Consider the following 17,463-nt stretch of genomic DNA (forward strand, 5'->3'; position numbering starts at 1 on the left):
CCAAGGACAAACCACTCATGGCCTATTCCACGATTAAATCCGACACGAACAAATCCGTTGCCTTGATCCAACTGAACCGTCCCGATGCCATGAATGCTTTGAATTCGGAGCTTTTGGGTGAACTGGCGGCGGCCTTGGCGGCGGCTGACAAGGATCCAAAGGTGCGCGCAATTGTAATCACCGGTTCGGAAAAGGCCTTTGCCGCGGGTGCGGATATCAAAGAAATGTCGGAGAAAAGCTTTGCCGATATGGCTCTGACGGATTTCTTTGCCGCTGAGGCCAACGCCATCACCGCAATTCGCAAACCCGTCATTGCCGCTGTTGCGGGCTACGCCTTGGGTGGGGGCTGTGAGTTGGCGATGATGTGCGACTTTATCATCGCGGCGGACACCGCGAAATTTGGTCAGCCCGAGATCAATCTGGGCATTATGGCGGGTCTTGGCGGTACACAGCGTCTCACGCGGTTTGTCGGCAAATCCAAAGCGATGGAAATGCATCTCACGGGGCGGTTTATGGACGCCAATGAGGCCGAGCGATCCGGCCTTGTGTCGCGTGTTGTTCCGGCGGCAAAGCTGATTGAAGATGCTTTGGAAACAGCAGGAAAGATTGCCGAGAAGAGCCAGATCTCGGTTATGGCCGCGAAAGAGGCCGTCAACCGGTCCTATGAGACGACCTTGCACGAAGGTATTCTGTTCGAACGCCGGTCTTTTCACGCCCTCTTTGCGACCGATGACCAATGCGAAGGTATGGATGCCTTTCTCGAAAAACGTGCGCCACAGTTCCGCGACAAGTGAGTGAACACTGTTTTGGCCACAAAAGGCTTTCCTTTGCGGCGATTCTCATCTAAAGGGACGGCTTACATGCGCGTGGAGCCCGCTTAGGCTGTGAGTTGACCAACCCGAATTCGGGTACCCGTTCGGGTAATTGGGGTCCGTGTGCTACCGAAATTGCAAACAACCCTAAGAGGGACATTATCATGGCAAACTCTCCACAGTCCAAGAAACGCGCCCGTCAGGCCGTTCGCCGCACCGACGTCAACAAATCACGCCGCTCGCGCATCCGCACATTCCTTCGCACACTCGAAGAAGCCATCGAATCCGGCGATAAAGCCGCAGCCCAAGAAGCACTTCGCGCAGCTCAGCCCGAGTTGATGCGTGGCGTGACCAAAGGCATCCTGCACAAAAACACGGCATCCCGTAAAATGTCCCGTTTGGCCGCTCGCGTTAAAGCAATCGCCTAAGCCGACCGACATTCCGGACGACAAAAACGCGCCTTTGGGCGCGTTTTTTATTGCGCCCACGGCACCTGACATCATGCGATTTGCCCTGTGGATAAGTGATTCTCGATGACGCGATGGCCGCTACCAAAAACACGTCAAATCTTGCAACAGGCAAATTGTCCTCTGCGTTGGCGGTAGATGATTTGCGTCATATCCGCCACGCCGCCATTGTAAAAAAAGGCTTTTCAGATTCGATTTCACCAAAGGCAGAGTCAAGCGCGAAGATCGATTGCGCGGGCTCGCATCAGGGCGCTAATTTCAGTGAGCGATTCACTTCGTCTTGGGGGGACATGAGGAATGTGCGTGTTGTGTCTAGGGTGCCATTTTCGGGCTACCTTGAACGAGACGTGCTTTGCTAAGGTTTGCATTGGTTTAGGGAAACCGGTGCAAAGCTTTCGGTCGATTCCGTGCATATTCGCGGGGTTATCCGGCAGTCCAAAGACCCGGCTCTAACTGTGCCAAGCTGTGTGGTCTTGGCGGATGCTCAAGGTATCCGTCACGACAATAGTTTTGTGCCGTTCGGGTGCGGGACTGTTGGGGCCATCGCCCGTTCGAGTGCTGACAGTGAGGTGTCGGCGCATGAATGGGTTTGGCAATTTCCAACCCGAATTGTTGTGAGCGCGCAATCCGCGACACTCCTGAAGTGTCAGCCGCGGCACCTGCTGTGGTCAACGAAAACGATAAATTGGGTCGAACAAGAAAAATGAAAAATACGTGGGGACGTGTCAAACAGGGCTTGCTCGATGATATTGGGCAAAACAACTACTCAAACTGGATCGAGCCACTTGATCTAACGAAAATCGAAAACGGTGTGGCGGTTTTTTCGGTGCCAACGAGCTTCATGGCCAACTGGGTGTCGCGCAATTTCACGGATCAAATTCTGGCGCATCTCAAAGCCGCCAATGCGCCGACGTCGCGTTTGGAATTTCAGGTTGTTGCCACCCAGCCTGCGGCCGTGGCTGTGCAGCCAACGGTGCAAGAGCCGCGTTATTCGGCCCCTGTCGCGCACTCTGCACCTGCGCAATCCGACCTCCCCGGTGCGCCCCTTGATGCCCGTTTTACGTTTGACAATTTCGTCGTCGGAAAGCCCAATGAACTGGCGCACGCTGCCGCGCGCCGTGTGGCCGAGGGCGGCCCCGTAACCTTTAATCCTTTGTTCCTTTATGGCGGAGTTGGCCTCGGTAAGACCCACCTGATGCACGCGATCGCCCACGAAATTCAACAGCGTAATCCCGAGCTGCGCGTCCTCTATCTGTCTGCTGAACAATTCATGTATCGCTTTGTTCAGGCGCTCCGCGACAAGCAAATGATCGACTTTAAACAGTTGTTCCGGTCCGTGGATGTTCTGATGGTTGACGATGTGCAATTCATCGCGGGCAAAGAAAGCACGCAAGAAGAGTTTTTTCACACCTTCAACGCGCTTGTGGACCAGAATAAACAGATCATCATCTCTGCCGACCGTGCGCCCGGAGAGATCAAAGACCTCGAGGACCGGATCAAATCGCGTCTGCAGTGCGGTCTCGTCGTGGATCTTCACCCGACCGATTATGAGCTGCGCCTTGGCGTGCTTCAGACCAAAGCGGAAAACTATCGCCTTCAGTATCCTGATCTGGTGTTCAACGCGGGCGTGCTCGAATTTCTGGCGCACCGCATCACCACAAACGTTCGCGTGCTGGAAGGTGCATTGATGCGCCTGTTCGCCTTTGCCTCACTCGTGGGGCGGGAGATCACCCTTGAGATGACGCAAGAATGCCTTGCCGACATTCTCAAAGCCTCCGAACGCAAGGTCACGGTCGAGGAAATCCAACGTCGTGTGTCCGAGCACTATTCGATCCGCCTGAGTGACATGATCGGGCCAAAGCGCGTGCGCGCCATTGCCCGTCCGCGTCAGGTTGCCATGTACCTGTCAAAGCAAATGACATCCCGCTCCTTGCCCGAAATCGGGCGCCGGTTTGGTGGGCGCGATCATACAACGGTCATGCACGGGGTGCGCCGGATCGAAGAGTTGAAATCCTCTGACAGCCAGATTGCCGATGATCTGGAACTGCTGCGCCGTCTTCTTGAGGCGTGATATGCATAACATGTGGCAATAACGCTGTTCCCGGGTGACAAATCCTGTCTCCGGGGGCGCTTGCCCTTGACGGTTGCGCTGCAACGCAACACAGTCCCCGAAACAATATCTTGCGCCGCGCGGTGAATGGTTTACGTTCACCACCCCGGCCATATGTACATACGAGGGTGGTATGAAAATCAGCATCGAACGCGGCGAGCTTCTAAAAGCCGTGGGACAGGCGCAATCTGTTGTCGAGCGCCGCAACACCATTCCAATTCTTGCCAACGTCTTGATCGAGGCCGAGGGGAATGACGTGTCGTTCCGCGCCACTGACCTCGATATCGAGGTTGTCGACAAGTGCAACGCCATGGTCGAACGCGCGGGCTCCACAACCGTGTCCGCCGTGACGCTCCATGAAATCGTGCGCAAGCTACCCGATGGCGCAATGGTGCAGCTGACCGATGATGGCGCAACTGGCCGTTTGACGGTCGAAGCGGGCCGCTCGAACTTTTCTTTGGCAACACTGCCCAAAGAAGATTTCCCAATCATGGCCAATGCGGATTACGAGAGCAATTTCGCAATCCCTGCTCCGGTTTTGCGCCGCCTGTTCGACAAGTCCAAATTCGCAATCTCGACCGAAGAGACCCGTTACTATCTCAACGGCGTCTACATGCATATTTCCGACGCCGAAGGTGGCAAGGTGTTGCGCTGTGTCGCCACCGACGGTCACCGTTTGGCGCGTGTGGATGCGGCGCTTCCCGATGGTGCGGCCGATATGCCCGGGGTGATTGTCCCGCGCAAAACGGTCGGTGAGCTGCGCAAGCTTCTCGACGATGATGACATGACGATTGCCGTATCGGTTTCCGAGGCCAAAGTCCGGTTTGCCACACCGAGCATCACATTGACCTCCAAGGTCATCGACGGAACGTTCCCTGATTACACACGGGTTATTCCGGTCGGAAACACCCGTAAACTCGAAGTGGACGCCGCCGAATTTGCGCGGGCTGTCGACCGTGTTGCAACGGTCTCGTCCGAGCGTTCACGTGCGGTGAAGCTGTCCCTCGAAGTTGATAAACTGACCCTCTCCGTAAACGCGCCCGATAGCGGTGCGGCCGAAGAAGAGTTGGCGGTTGCTTACAATGACGAGCGTCTGGAGATCGGGTTTAACGCGAAATACCTGCTCGAAATTGCCTCACAGGTGGATCGTGAAAACGCGGTATTCCTGTTCAACTCCTCGGGTGATCCGACGCTGATGCGTGAGGGCAATGACACCTCCGCCGTCTACGTTGTCATGCCGATGCGTGTTTGAGTATTTTAACATCTAAACTGACAAGTGAGACGCGATGGGCGGCCTTTATCTCGAAGAGCTAAGCCTGTCGCATTTCCGCTCGCACAGGGCCGCGCGTCTCGAACTGGACGGGCGGCCTGTTGCGATTTACGGACCCAACGGCGCGGGAAAAACCAATATCCTCGAAGCTGTTTCGCTGTTGTCGCCCGGGCGCGGTTTGCGGCGTGCATCGCCCGATGAAATTTCCCGAAAACCCGAGCGCCTCGGATGGAAAATCAAAGCGGATCTGCGGTCTCTTCACCAAACCCATGACATCGAAACATGGGCAGAGGCGGGACAATCGCGTTCGGTCAAAATTGACAGCAAAGCTGCGGCACAGATTGCGTTGGGCCGTGTGGCGCGTGTGGTGTGGCTCATCCCTGCCATGGACAGGCTGTGGATCGAAAGCCCCGAAGGGCGCAGACGTTTTTTGGACCGCATGGTGATGTCTTTTGAGCCGCGCCATGCCGAGGCCGTTCTGGGCTATGAAAAGGCGATGCGCGAACGCAACCGGTTGCTCAAGGATATGGTGCGAGATGCCCATTGGTACGCAGCGCTTGAGGCGCAAATGGCCACCCAGGGTGCGGTGATTATGGCGAACCGTTTGACGACGCTTGACCGGCTGGCATCAGCACAGGTGGGGGCGCAGACGGCGTTTCCCGTTGCAACACTGCAATTACAAGCCTCTGACGACAAACCGCTCCCTGAGGGCGAGGAGGATCTGCTCGCGGCCCTGCGCGACAACCGTCAGCGGGACTTGCAGGCGGGGCGGACGCTTATTGGCCCGCACCGCGCCGATATGAGCGGGATCTACACGGCAAAAGATGTCCCTGCCGATCAGTGTTCAACGGGTGAGCAAAAGGCGCTTTTGATCTCGCTGATTTTGGCCAATGGTCGCGCCCTCTCCGAGGATTTCGGAGCCGCTCCGATCCTTTTGTTGGACGAGGTTGCGGCCCATCTTGACGCGGGGCGCCGTGCGGCGCTTTATGATGAAATTTGCGCCCTTGGGGCGCAGGCGTTCATGACCGGAACGGGGCCGGAGTTATTCGCGGAGCTCGGGTCGAGGGCCTCCCATTTCGAGGTCACGGATGATGCCGGAACCTCTCAGTTGAAAGAGCATCCATGACCCTCGGTGTTGCAGAGCTCGGCATTTACTCCCTCGCCCTCTTTGTCCTGTTTTTGACACCAGGTCCGGTTTGGGTGGCCATGTTGGCGCGCGCGATGTCGGGTGGCTTTGCCTCCGCTGCGCCGCTCGCGCTTGGGGTTATGGTAGGGGATGCGATCTGGCCCCTTTTGGCTATTCTCGGGGTGACGTGGATTATCTCGGAATTCGAGGTGTTCCTGACCGTGATGCGGTGGGTTGCGGTGTTTATGTTCCTTGCTATGGGGGTGCTGTTGATCCGCCACGCTGACAAGAAAATTTCATCGGATAGCCGGTTAACCCGCCCGGGTATGGCTGCGGGGTTCATTGCGGGTCTGGTGGTCATTATCAGCAACCCTAAAGCCATCTTGTTCTACATGGGCCTGTTGCCCGGCTTTTTTGACCTCTCCGCTCTTGTCCCTGCGGATGTCATTGCGATTTGTATGATTTCTGCGGTGGTGCCTTTGGTTGGCAACCTGATTTTGGCTGCCTTTGTCGGCAAAATTCGCGGGCTGTTGAGCTCGCCTGATGCGCTCCGCCGGATGAACCGTACGGCGGGTGTTTTGTTGATTTGTGTCGCCTTTGTGATCCCGTTCGCGTGATCGGTTAAAACCACCAAATCTTGTGTCATTCACGTGACATTCCCCAAGCATTCGCGTATAAATCCGTCAAAGAAAAGACGAGGAAAACGCATGTCTGACGACACATCCCAAAGCCCTGAGTATGGCGCCGATTCTATTAAGGTTCTCAGAGGCTTGGAAGCCGTTCGAAAGCGCCCCGGTATGTATATCGGTGACACGGACGACGGCTCTGGTCTGCACCATATGGTTTATGAGGTTGTGGACAACGGGATCGACGAGGTTCTGGCGGGTCATGCCGACTATGTGACCGTCATCATCCACAAAGACAGCTCTGTTTCGGTGCGTGATAACGGACGTGGAATTCCTGTCGACATCCACCACGAAGAGGGCGTGTCCGCCGCCGAAGTGATCATGACCCAGCTTCACGCGGGTGGTAAGTTCGATAGCAATTCCTACAAGGTGTCCGGTGGTCTGCACGGCGTTGGTGTGTCCGTTGTGAACGCACTGTCCGAGTGGCTTGAGCTCAAGGTTTGGCGAAACGGCAAGGTCCACGTCGCACGATTTGAAAAAGGCGAGACATCCGAGTCCCTGAAGATCATCGGTGAGGCGGGCGATGAGACCGGCACCGAAGTCCGGTTCTTTGCCTCTGCCAAAATCAATGATCCGGAGGGGACGTTTTCCGATCTCAACTATCAGTTCGATGTGTTGGAAAAACGGCTGCGCGAACTGGCGTTCCTGAACTCCGGTGTGCGTATCATTCTTGAGGATCAGCGCCCCTCGGAGCCATTGAAAACCGAACTGTTCTATGAGGGTGGCGTCAAGGAATTCGTCAAATATCTTGACCGGTCCAAGCAAGCCATGATCCCCGAGCCCATTTTTGTGCGCGGGGAACGCGATGACATTGGTGTCGAAGTGGCGATGTGGTGGAACGACAGTTACCACGAAAACGTCCTGCCCTTTACCAACAACATTCCACAGCGTGATGGCGGTACGCACCTTGCGGGGTTCCGTGGTGCGTTGACCCGCACCTTGACGCGCTACGCGGCCGAGAGCGGCATTGCGAAGCGTGAAAAGGTCACGTTTACGGGGGACGACGCCCGTGAGGGGCTCACCTGTGTCTTGTCGGTGAAGGTTCCGGATCCGAAGTTTTCCTCGCAGACAAAAGACAAGTTAGTCTCATCCGAGGTCCGCCCTGCGGTGGAAAACCTTGTGGGTGAAAAGTTGACCGAGTGGTTTGACGAAAACCCTGTAGAGGCGAAGATGATCGTCTCCAAAATTGTCGAAGCGGCAATGGCGCGTGAAGCGGCCCGTAAGGCTCGCGAACTCACCCGTCGCAAGTCGGCCTTGGACGTGAACTTCCTCGCAGGAAAACTCAAAGACTGTTCCGAGAAAGATCCGAGCCAAACCGAAGTCTTCCTCGTGGAGGGTGATTCCGCCGGTGGTTCCGCGCAAACAGGGCGAGATCGCCGCACACAGGCTATTTTGCCTCTCAAAGGTAAAATCCTGAACGTCGAACGGGCGCGGTTTGACCGTATGTTGGGCAGTCAGGAAATCGGCAACCTCGTGATGGCTCTTGGCACCGGCATCGGGCGCGACGAATTCAATCTCGATAAGTTGCGGTACCATAAAATCGTTATCATGACTGATGCTGACGTCGATGGCGCTCACATCCGCACACTGCTTTTGACGTTCTTCTTCCGTCAGATGCCGCAGTTGATCGAACAGGGTCACCTCTTTATCGCGCAACCGCCGCTCTACAAAGTGGCGCGAGGCAAGTCCGAGGTGTATCTAAAAGACCAAGCCGCAATGGAAGAATATCTGATCCAACAAGGGGTCGATGGTGCCGTTTTGCGGCTGACCTCCGGTGAGGAAATTGCAGGTGCCGATCTGACGCGCGTTGTAGAAGGGGCGCGGACGTTTAAACGCATCCTCGAAGCCTTTCCAACACAATACCCCCGCCACATTGTGGAGCAGGCCGCCCTTGCGGGTGCGTTTGAACCTGGTCGTGTGGATTCGGATTTGTCCGGCACAGCGGAGATTGTGGCCAAGCGCCTCGATCAAATCGCACTTGAATATGAGCGCGGTTGGACGGGACGCCCGACCCAGGATGTCGGCATTCGCTTGACCCGTGTTCTGCGCGGTGTTGAGGAGGTGCGGACCCTTGACGGGGCAATCCTGCGCGGTGGCGAAGCACGTCGGATCAACAAAGAGGTCGAGGCGACAAGCGGCTATTATAACAATCCTGCCCGCCTTGTGCGCAAAGAGCGCGAGACACTTATTCACGGACCTGTCGACCTGCTCAACGCGATCCTTGAAGAGGGCGAAAAGGGACTGTCTCTGCAACGCTACAAAGGCCTCGGTGAGATGAACCCGGAGCAGCTTTGGGAAACAACGCTTGATCCGGAGGCGCGGACGTTGTTGCAGGTCAAGATTGACGACTTCGCCGAAGCCGACGATATCTTTACCAAATTGATGGGAGATGTGGTCGAGCCGCGCCGTGAGTTCATTCAGGATAATGCGCTAAACGTTGAAAACCTCGACGCGTAACCGCGTGGTTTCCAAAAGCAGTTGAACGAAAAGGACGGTGCATCATGCGCCGCCCTTTTTGAATTATTTCAGTGTTTTCATCCAACCCAAGGTCGCATCTGTATCCCCGTTGGGTTTGTATTCTGCACCAAGCGGCGCGGTCCATCCGAGGGTGTCAAACGTTGAAAACAAGTACCAGTAATCAAGCTCTCCGTGATCGGGTGGCCCGCGATCAGGTACGGATGCAAATTGGACATGACCGATGAATGGAAGCAAGTCTTGGGCCCGCGTGGCTACATCACCCTCGGTGCGCCCAACGTGATAGCAATCAAACATAAGCTTCAGGTTTGGTTCTGCGACCTGCTCGATGATCGCACGCGCCTGATCGGTGGTTTGCAAAAAGTAGCCGGGCGCATCATGGCGATTTAACGGTTCGATCAGGATGGTTTTGCCAAGACGTGACGCCGCTTCGCAGGCATAGGTGAGGTTTGCCACAAAGGTGTGCCGAGCCTCTTCGCCCGATGCAAATCCCGCCATCACATGCACGCAGGTGGCGTTGACTGCGGTTGCGTAATCCAGAGCCTCGTCGATGGCGGCAAGCGCGTCCTCTTCGCGGCCGACCAACGCGGCCAAACCGTTTTCACCCGAAGACAAATCACCGCGCCGCGTATTGAGGCCGAGCATTGTCAGGCCTGTTTCATCCAATGCGGCCTTCACATCTTGTGCGGGGGTGTCATAGGGCCAATGGCATTCGACGGCATCAAACCCCGCAGATTTCGCCGCACGGATAGCATCGGGCAGCGGCAATTCGGTCCATAAAAACCCAAGATTGGCGGAAAACAAAGTCATTCATCCCACTCCACATCAAATTTTGAAACGACTGCGCCGATTTGTTCGGCTGTGAGCATACGCGCCTCAATGCCGCGCATCATGAGGGCCAGTTTGGCGGTTTCTTCTAACTCCTCCACGGCATTACAGGCGGCCTCGACATCTTTCGCGGCAACAACGGGACCATGATTGGCGAGCATCACAGCAGACCGTTTGCCCGCAAGCCCGCGCACGGCATCCCCCATTGCGGGGTCCCCGGGCAAATAGAAAGGGAGCAATTTAACCCGCCCCAATTTCATAATCCCGTAGGGCGTAAACGGCGGTAGAAAATCATCGCCGTTCGCATCGGGCATCATGGAGAGCGCAACAGAGTGACACGAGTGCAAATGGACAACGGCGCCCGCGGTGCTGCGTGTGTCGTAAAATGCCGTGTGCAGGGGCATCTCTTTTGTCGGCTTGTCACCCGAGATCAACTGACCACTTGCATCAAACCGGCTCAGGCGGGCGGGGTCAAGGCGACCGAAACTTGTTCCCGTGGGCGAGACCAGGAGGCCGCCATCCGGGGTGCGTGCAGAAATATTACCCGTATTCCCGTGGGTCAAACCACGATCGAATAGGGATTTGGCCAACAGGCAAATCTGTTCGCGTAGTGCGGTTTCGGTCATGCGTCACCTGTCAAAATCTGATTGGCCTTTTGAAAGAAATCCTCAGCACCGAAGTTGCCGGATTTGAGCGCAACGACAAGGCGGCTCCCTGCACGCAAAGCGGGTACTCCGGGATCAATTTCAGGCCCGATTTCAAGTGTATCCAATGAAAGCCCCTCAACGATTGCGCCAGAGGTTTCCCCGCCTGCAGTGATCACACGGGTCACGCCATTTTCGACACAGATACGGGCCACTTCGGCAAAGAAAGCTTCTAGTGCGGCGGCAGATTTTTCGCGCCCGAATGTCTCCTGGATCGCTTTCACCGCGTCAGGCTCCGCAGAGCTGAACGCAAGGGGAAGCCCGTCTTGGGCCAACAGCCATTCGGCCATGTCTTGGGCGGTTTGGCGTCCTTCAATCACGTCGGCGGCGATGATTTCACGTGTGGGGTTGTTTTGGGCGTGTCGGGCGACCTGCGCCCGTGTCGCAATCGAGCATGATCCGGATAGGGCGATGGCTTTGCCCGCCTGTCCCGCCCACGGAACCTCCGATGCGGTGCAGCCGAAGTTCGATGGCAACCCGAGAGCGATACCCGACCCGCCTGTAATCAGTGGCAAGGTTTTGGCCGCCTTGCCGATTTCGATAAGATCCTCATCCCGGATCGCATCCACGACAATATGGCGCTTTCCAAGAGCGTGTTGAGCGTTGAGGGCATCGGAAATTGCGTCTGCGCCTTGGAACACATAGTGGGCGGCAACATGTCCTACGTCATAACTGGATTGGGTGGTCATCCATCTGCGAATGTCCGCGTCGACCATTGGTGTCAGGGGATGATTTTGCATCCCGCATTCGTTTAGCAACTGGTCTTTGACAAAAAGATGCCCCTGATAAAGGGAGCGTCCGGTCCCCGGAAAGGCGGGGCAAATGATGACTTTGTATGCGTCCAGAGCATCAGCCAAGGCATCCGCGACTGGCCCGATATTGCCCTCTTGGGTCGAGTCAAACGTTGAGCAATATTTGAAAAAGATCTGGGTGCAGCCCTGTGCCTGCAACCACTCCAGTGCTGCCAAAGACTGCTTTACGGCTGCTTTAGGGTCGATCGAGCGGGATTTGAGCGCTACGACGCCGGCCTCGACATCGGCATGCGCGGGGCCTGAGGGGATCCCTGTATATTGAACGGTTCTCATCCCACCCTTCGCAAGGGTGTTTGCCAAATCGCTTGATCCCGTAAAGTCGTCGCCGATGCACCCTAATTTCATCATTCATCTCCCGGAAGTTTGAGGCCGGAATTGCGGGCATACACTTTGGCAAGCGCCGCATCATCTTCGGCGCCATACCCCATGCCGGATGCGGCAAGGTATTGTTGCATCACCGTGGCCGTAATCGGTGCGCTGAATTTTGCGGACTTGGCAATATCAAGGACGATCCCGAGGTCTTTGGGCCAGATGTCGATCTGACTGCGCGGTGTGTAGTCCCCGTCGACAATATGTGGCGTGCGGTTTTCCAGCATCCATGAGGTGCCTGCGCATTTGGGGATCACTTCGAAAAATTTCTCGGGTGTAACACCTTGCGTCATGCCAAAGGTAATCGCTTCGGTCATCGTCGCGAGGTTGACCCCTGCAAGCAGTTGGTTGACGGCCTTCATGGCTGAACCGGCACCTGCGGCATCACCGAGTTCAAAAACGGTCTCTGATATTGCTGCGAGTGTTGGACCCGCCTGTTCAAAGGCGGCCGGAGCCCCCGATGCCATGATGGACAGGGTTCCGCTTGCGGCCTTTAGCGACCCGCCCGAAATGGGCGCATCAAGATACAAAACGCCGTGTTGCGCACAGCGTGCTTCCATCTCGCGGGCAAATGCCGGCGGCACAGTTGCACAGGCGACGACTACCGCGCCTTTGTTCAGTTTCGCGACAATCCCGTTTTCTCCAAACAAAACAGCCTCTGTTTGCGGGGCGTTCAGAACGACGATCATCGCGCAGTCAAGGGTGCCGGCAACCGTATCGAGCGTGCCGACCGCGCCGCCTTCGGATTGGAATTTCTCCATCTGGTCCGGATTGATGTCATAGCCATAGGTGGTCAGGCCTGCGGCGAGACAGCATTTGGCCATCCCGTATCCCATTGAGCCGAGGCCGATGACGGCGATGCGTGTCGTATGTGTCATATGAGTGCCTTTCCTGCCCGTGGGCGAAATTCTTGACAACTGGTACCGATACCAGTTTGGTAGCGGAGTGAAGTCGTTGTGTCAATTTCCTACTTGTCCGGGGTAGGGTCGCCATCCGCGTATCGGGTTAAGGAAGACGTTGAAATGAAAAAACCGAACAGTGATCCTGTGCCGGAAATTATGCGCAAATCGACCCTAGAGGATGTCGCACGTCTTGCGGGGGTGAGTAAAATGACGGCGTCGCGGGCGTTGCGAAACGCGGGTGATGTGTCCAGAGCCAATGTCATAAAAGTTCAGGCTGCGGCCGAGCAGATCGGCTATGTTGGCAACAACCTTGCGCTGTCACTCTCCGCGCAGAGCACAAACCTTATCGGTGTTGTGATTCCGGGCCTCAGCAATATTGTCTTCGCCGAAGTGCTCTCCGGCATTGCAGATGCGATTGATGGAACGGACTTGCAGTCGGTGTTCGGCGTGACCGATTACGACCCCGAAAAAGAGTATCAGACTATTCTCAATATGTTGTCGTGGCGCCCCGCCGGTCTGATTGTCACGGGGTTGGATCAACCAGAAAAGACACGAAAACTGTTGGAGGCCGCGGATATCCCAATTGTTCAGATAATGGACCTTGACGGTGATCCGGTGGATGCCGTTGTGGGGTTGTCCCACAAGAAGGCAGGCGCGGATATGGCGCGGGCGTTGCTGGATTCGGGGCGACGCCGGTTCGGGTATGTCGGGTGCCGGTTGCATCGTGATACGCGGGCGGCGAAACGGTATGCGGGTTTCGTCGAGGCCCTTGCCGCACAGGGTCATGTGCTTAGGTGCGAGGCACTGTCCGAGGCTCCCTCGACCGTGCATGAAGGGCGCCGGTTAACGGCTGAAATTCTTGAAACGGATCCGGACCTTGATTGCCTCTACTTTTCAAATGACGATGTGGCGATGGGGGGCGTTTTCCATTGCATGGCCCGTGCGATTTCTGTCCCGGATCAAATCATGCTCGCGGGATTCAATGGCCTTGATTTCGTGGACAGCCTACCGATCAAAATTGCCACCTCGCGTACTGACCGGCGTCAAATCGGTCGCCGCGCGATTGGCATCATCTCAAGCGGTAAGGGGCCAAAGGGCGTGGGGTCGCGTATGATTGACCTGCCGGCTTTCATTGACCTCGGGCAGTGACCCTCTGTGGTTGCGTACTGTGATCGACACAATCCGTAACGAGGCGGCGGGGTGTGACCATGATGTGATCCATTGTTGACAAAACTAGATATGTAGTTTTAATGGCGCCATGAGCACACATACATCAGTTGCAAAGTCACTTGCTGCACTCGGACACGACACGCGATTGGAGATCTTTCGCCTGCTTGTGAAGGCTGGCAATGACGGTCTTAACGTCGGGGAGATCGGCCACCATTTGGGGACGGCGCCATCGACCCTTGCCCACCACTTGGGTGCCTTGGTCGATGCGGGTTTGGTTGTGCAAGAACGGTTCGGGCGTCAAATTGTCAATCGCGTGGATTTCGAGGCGATGAATGCAACCGTTTCATTTTTGACATCCGAATGTTGTGTCGGTGTCGGACTAACACGGCAAAACGCCACGGGCTGATCGTGAAAAAATTTACCCAAATAAACTATAAACCTAAGGATAACGTTATGAATGACATTCCGCTGAGCTTTCCCGCTGTGACCATCAACCTCGTTCGTAGGCTTTGGGTAAAGGAAAAGGCGTGGCTGTTCGGGGGCCTCCTTTTGATAGCGCTGTATCTCTTTGCGCCACAGCAGGGGGCGACAAGCGCAAGGTTTGTGATGGGGAACCTGCTGAATGTTGCGCCCTTTCTCCTCTTATCTGTTGGCATTGCGGCCTATGTCGGAGCCAGCGATGCGGATGGTTTGGTCGCGCGTGCTTTTACGGGAACGCCGGGAGTGATGATTATCGTCGCGGCCATCGCAGGTGGATTTGCGCCATTTTGCTCATGCGGAGTTATTCCGCTTATTGCCGCGCTTCTGGCGATGGGTGTCCCGCTTTCTGCTGTGATGGCATTCTGGTTGGCCTCTCCCATCATGGACCCGTCGATGTTCGCGCTGACAACCGGCGTCATCGGCATTGAATTCGCGGTTGCCAAAACAATCGCCGCGGTGGGTCTGGGCGTGTTTGGCGGCACAATCGTCCATATCGTTTCACGGTTGGGCGGCCTGTCCGACCCTCTACGTGAGGGCGTTGGGAATGGCGGCTGTGGTGGGCAGAAAATACGCAGCCCTCGGCCCGTTGTATGGGCCTTTTGGCGCGATGGTGGGCGGGTTACAAAATTTGGTCGCGAGGGGGTCAAAACTACGTTGTTTTTGACCAAATGGCTCTTTCTCGCTTTCTTGCTCGAAAGTCTGATGGTTGCGTGGCTACCGGCCGATTTGGTGGCGCGATCCCTTGGTGGCAACGGGATTGCACCGATTGGTATTGCTACGTTGGTTGGTGTTCCCGCCTATCTCAACGGCTATGCGGCGTTGCCTCTTGTCGGGAGTTTGATGGATCAAGGCATAGCACCCGGAGCGGGTCTTGCGTTTCTACTGGCCGGAGGTGTGACCTCACTTCCGGCGGCCATTGCAGTATGGGCATTGGTCACATGGCGCGTGTTTGCTCTCTACCTCGGCATTGCACTGGTTGGCTCGTTTTCGGCGGGGCTTCTGTTTCAGGCTTGGAGCACATTGTAGCGGTGTTTAGGTCGCGACTGATTGCCGGGCTTACAGATCGAACCAGGAAGCCCACGCCACGAAAAAGTTAAAACTAACATTTTTTGTGTTATATTGACGCGCCTTGTGTTATGTCCTGTGAAAGCAGGTGACGGGTCAAACATTAAGGGGATGTTTTGTGAAGCGGGACGAGCGACGACAGGCAATCATGGATCTTCTGGTGCGCGATGGGGCGGTAAGCCTTGATGCGCTCGCGGCGCATTTCTCGGTGTCTAATATGACGATCCATCGTGACCTTGATGATTTAGAGGCTGCGGGTATTTTGCGCAAAATCAGGGGCGGTGCGACCATCGAGGCGGGTACACAATTCGAAAGTGATTTCCGGTTCCGTGAACAGCAAGGCAGTGATGCAAAAGGCGCTATGGCCGATGCTGCATTGGCTCTTATCGAGCCGGGGATGACCGTTATTATAAACGACGGGTCGATGGCTGCGGTGCTTGGTGCGCGTTTGACCGAACGGCGCCCCCTGACGGTTGTGACGAATAACGCCGCAGTCATTGATGCGCTAAAGTTCGAAAACGGTATGACGCTTGTCGCGCTTGGCGGTACCTATTCCGCCAAATTTAACGGATTTTTCGGACTGGTCACGGAAGCCGCGTTGAACGTGCTCAAGGCCGACCTTGCCTTTGTTTCAACGCCTGCCGTGTCTGGAACCGAAGTTTTCCATATGGATGCGGATGTCGTGCGTACAAAACGCGCGATGATGGCCGCCGCCACCAAAACGTGCTTGTTGGTAAACCAGAGCCGCTTTGGCCACACCGCTCTTCACAAACTTGCCGACCTGTCCGCATTCGACAGCATCATCACGAATAGCGCCCCCGATGGGCCAAGCCGTGCCGCTCTGGATGCTGCGGGTCTGGTTCTGACCATTGCCACTCCAAACCAGAAAGAAACGACATGACACAACCATCACTCTGGATTGGTACGAGTTGGAAAATGAACAAAACGCTCGTGCAGGCCGAGCAGTTCGCCGCGGCGCTCAAAGATGCCGATCCATCACGGGATGCCCGTATCCAACGGTTTGTTATCCCATCATTCACAACCGCGCGTGAGGTGAGCAACATCCTGAAAGACACCTCCGTCAAGGTGGGGGCCCAGAATATGCATTGGGCGGATGAGGGCGCATGGACGGGTGAAGTGTCGCCCGTGATGCTCAAGGATTGCAACCTTGATATCGTTGAATTGGGTCATTCCGAGCGGCGAGAACATTTTGGTGAAACGAACGAAACGGTGGGCCTTAAAACACAGGCGGCGGTCCGTCATGGCCTGACCCCTCTCATTTGCATTGGCGAAACATTGGCCGAGCGGGATGCGGGGCGCGCCCGGGAGGTCTTGGCAACCCAGGTGCGCGCAGCACTTGGAGCGTTGGACACCGCCCAGTACGACGCCCCGATCCTTTTTGCCTATGAACCCGTTTGGGCCATCGGTGAACATGGCATTCCGGCAACTTCCGACTACGCAGACGCGCGACATGCCGAAATCATCGACGTGGCGCATGATGTCTTGGGGCGAAAAGTCCCGTGCCTGTATGGCGGATCCGTCAATCCACACAACTGCGAAGACCTTATTTCATGTCCGCACATTGACGGGCTTTTTATCGGCAGGTCTGCATGGGATGTGAACGGATATCTCGACATTCTCGCCAAATGTGCTGCGAAAATCTAACCTAAACATACCAAGGAACATCCTATGAAAATTGCAATTGCCGGTGACACTGCAGGGGCGGGGTTGGCAAAAACCCTCGCCGAGTATTTGTCGGTCAATCATGATGTGACGCAGATGTCGCAAACGCCGGATGACGGGTTTTATGCCAATATGTCCGACCGTGTTGCCGCGACCGTAATCGCGGGTGAATTCGAACGCGCGATACTCGTGTGTGGCACGGGCATCGGGGTTTGCCTTGCCGCGAACAAGGTCCCGGGCATTCGTGCCGCCCAGTGCCATGACACCTATTCAGCACAAAAGGCCGCAACATCAAACAATGCCCAGATTATTACAATGGGTGCGCGGGTCATCGGGGCGGAATTGGCCAAAAGCATTGCGGATGCCTACCTGTCCGCCACTTTTGACGCCACGGGTCCATCGGCTCAAAACGTGGCGGCGATCAATGCCGTCGATGAAAAGTATAACAAAGTCTGACATTTCGACACTCGGGCCGCGCCAGTCAGCCCGAGTGTCGCTTGTCCT

General features: G+C 56.0%; 17 protein-coding genes. 13 read left to right on the top strand and 4 right to left on the bottom strand.

The genetic code is table 11. The features are described from left to right. The first annotated feature begins 17 nt into the window (after positions 1 to 17). The 7 genes from ACN0Q0_RS04735 to gyrB all read left to right on the top strand — a co-directional run bounded on the left by ACN0Q0_RS04735 (position 18) and on the right by gyrB (position 8,928). Positions 18 to 794 (top strand): enoyl-CoA hydratase, encoded by a 777-nt coding sequence (locus ACN0Q0_RS04735; RefSeq protein WP_417242218.1) that lies wholly within the window; start codon positions 18 to 20, stop codon positions 792 to 794. Positions 795 to 976: 182 nt separating this feature from the next. Next, the gene (gene rpsT, locus ACN0Q0_RS04740; RefSeq protein ID WP_417242219.1) at positions 977 to 1,240 is read left to right on the top strand and encodes a 30S ribosomal protein S20; all 264 of its coding nucleotides are present in this window, start codon (positions 977 to 979) and stop codon (positions 1,238 to 1,240) included. A gap of 742 nt (positions 1,241 to 1,982) precedes the next feature. Beyond that, positions 1,983 to 3,350: a chromosomal replication initiator protein DnaA gene (gene dnaA / locus ACN0Q0_RS04745; RefSeq protein ID WP_417242220.1), complete on the top strand. Its 1,368-nt coding sequence runs from the start codon at positions 1,983 to 1,985 to the stop codon at positions 3,348 to 3,350. A 172-nt stretch (positions 3,351 to 3,522) separates the two neighbouring features. Then, the gene (dnaN, locus tag ACN0Q0_RS04750) at positions 3,523 to 4,641 is read left to right on the top strand and encodes a DNA polymerase III subunit beta (RefSeq protein WP_417242221.1); all 1,119 of its coding nucleotides are present in this window, start codon (positions 3,523 to 3,525) and stop codon (positions 4,639 to 4,641) included. Between the two features lie 34 nt (positions 4,642 to 4,675). Next, entirely contained in the window at positions 4,676 to 5,785 is a 1,110-nt protein-coding gene (gene recF, locus ACN0Q0_RS04755; RefSeq protein WP_417242222.1) for a DNA replication/repair protein RecF, read from the top strand. Then, positions 5,782 to 6,402, top strand: coding sequence for a LysE family translocator (locus tag ACN0Q0_RS04760; RefSeq protein ID WP_417242223.1), 621 nt, complete (start codon positions 5,782 to 5,784; stop codon positions 6,400 to 6,402). The genes recF and ACN0Q0_RS04760 overlap by 4 nt, the downstream gene beginning before the upstream one ends. Positions 6,403 to 6,492: 90 nt before the next feature. Continuing rightward, complete coding sequence (gyrB, locus tag ACN0Q0_RS04765; RefSeq protein ID WP_417242224.1) at positions 6,493 to 8,928, top strand: DNA topoisomerase (ATP-hydrolyzing) subunit B; 2,436 nt, start codon at positions 6,493 to 6,495, stop codon at positions 8,926 to 8,928. A gap of 63 nt (positions 8,929 to 8,991) precedes the next feature. Here the strand turns inward: gyrB and ACN0Q0_RS04770 are convergent, their stop codons facing one another. Genes ACN0Q0_RS04770 through ltnD form a run of 4 tightly spaced genes read right to left on the bottom strand, consistent with a single transcriptional unit; the run spans position 8,992 to position 12,537 of the window. Continuing rightward, positions 8,992 to 9,756: a hydroxypyruvate isomerase family protein gene (locus ACN0Q0_RS04770; RefSeq protein WP_417242225.1), complete on the bottom strand. Its 765-nt coding sequence runs from the start codon at positions 9,754 to 9,756 to the stop codon at positions 8,992 to 8,994. Then, positions 9,753 to 10,400, bottom strand: a complete 648-nt coding sequence (locus ACN0Q0_RS04775; RefSeq protein WP_417242226.1) for an aldolase — start codon at positions 10,398 to 10,400, stop codon at positions 9,753 to 9,755. The genes ACN0Q0_RS04770 and ACN0Q0_RS04775 overlap by 4 nt, the downstream gene beginning before the upstream one ends. Then, positions 10,397 to 11,635, bottom strand: a complete 1,239-nt coding sequence (otnK, locus tag ACN0Q0_RS04780) for a 3-oxo-tetronate kinase (RefSeq protein WP_417242450.1) — start codon at positions 11,633 to 11,635, stop codon at positions 10,397 to 10,399. Before otnK ends, ACN0Q0_RS04775 begins: the two co-directional genes overlap by 4 nt. Beyond that, entirely contained in the window at positions 11,635 to 12,537 is a 903-nt protein-coding gene (gene ltnD / locus ACN0Q0_RS04785) for an L-threonate dehydrogenase (RefSeq protein WP_417242227.1), read from the bottom strand. Before ltnD ends, otnK begins: the two co-directional genes overlap by 1 nt. Before the next feature lie 144 nt (positions 12,538 to 12,681). Between ltnD and ACN0Q0_RS04790 the strand changes: the two genes are divergently transcribed. The 6 genes from ACN0Q0_RS04790 (at position 12,682) to ACN0Q0_RS04815 (ending at position 17,415) form a co-directional block, all read left to right on the top strand. After that, positions 12,682 to 13,710, top strand: a complete 1,029-nt coding sequence (locus tag ACN0Q0_RS04790; protein ID WP_417242228.1) for a LacI family DNA-binding transcriptional regulator — start codon at positions 12,682 to 12,684, stop codon at positions 13,708 to 13,710. A 109-nt stretch (positions 13,711 to 13,819) separates the two neighbouring features. Continuing rightward, positions 13,820 to 14,137: an ArsR/SmtB family transcription factor gene (locus ACN0Q0_RS04795; RefSeq protein ID WP_417242229.1), complete on the top strand. Its 318-nt coding sequence runs from the start codon at positions 13,820 to 13,822 to the stop codon at positions 14,135 to 14,137. Positions 14,138 to 14,184: 47 nt separating this feature from the next. Next, the gene (locus tag ACN0Q0_RS04800) at positions 14,185 to 15,237 is read left to right on the top strand and encodes a permease (RefSeq protein WP_417242230.1); all 1,053 of its coding nucleotides are present in this window, start codon (positions 14,185 to 14,187) and stop codon (positions 15,235 to 15,237) included. A gap of 157 nt (positions 15,238 to 15,394) precedes the next feature. Then, on the top strand, positions 15,395 to 16,177 hold the full coding sequence (locus ACN0Q0_RS04805; protein ID WP_417242231.1) for a DeoR/GlpR family DNA-binding transcription regulator: 783 nt from the start codon (positions 15,395 to 15,397) through the stop codon (positions 16,175 to 16,177). Further along, the gene (locus ACN0Q0_RS04810; RefSeq protein WP_417242232.1) at positions 16,174 to 16,941 is read left to right on the top strand and encodes a triose-phosphate isomerase; all 768 of its coding nucleotides are present in this window, start codon (positions 16,174 to 16,176) and stop codon (positions 16,939 to 16,941) included. Before ACN0Q0_RS04805 ends, ACN0Q0_RS04810 begins: the two co-directional genes overlap by 4 nt. A 24-nt stretch (positions 16,942 to 16,965) precedes the next feature. Next, complete coding sequence (locus ACN0Q0_RS04815) at positions 16,966 to 17,415, top strand: RpiB/LacA/LacB family sugar-phosphate isomerase (RefSeq protein ID WP_417242233.1); 450 nt, start codon at positions 16,966 to 16,968, stop codon at positions 17,413 to 17,415. Positions 17,416 to 17,463: the final 48 nt, after the last annotated feature.

Origin of the sequence: Celeribacter sp., assembly GCF_048259695.1 — a bacterium.
Lineage (GTDB): Bacteria > Pseudomonadota > Alphaproteobacteria > Rhodobacterales > Rhodobacteraceae > Celeribacter.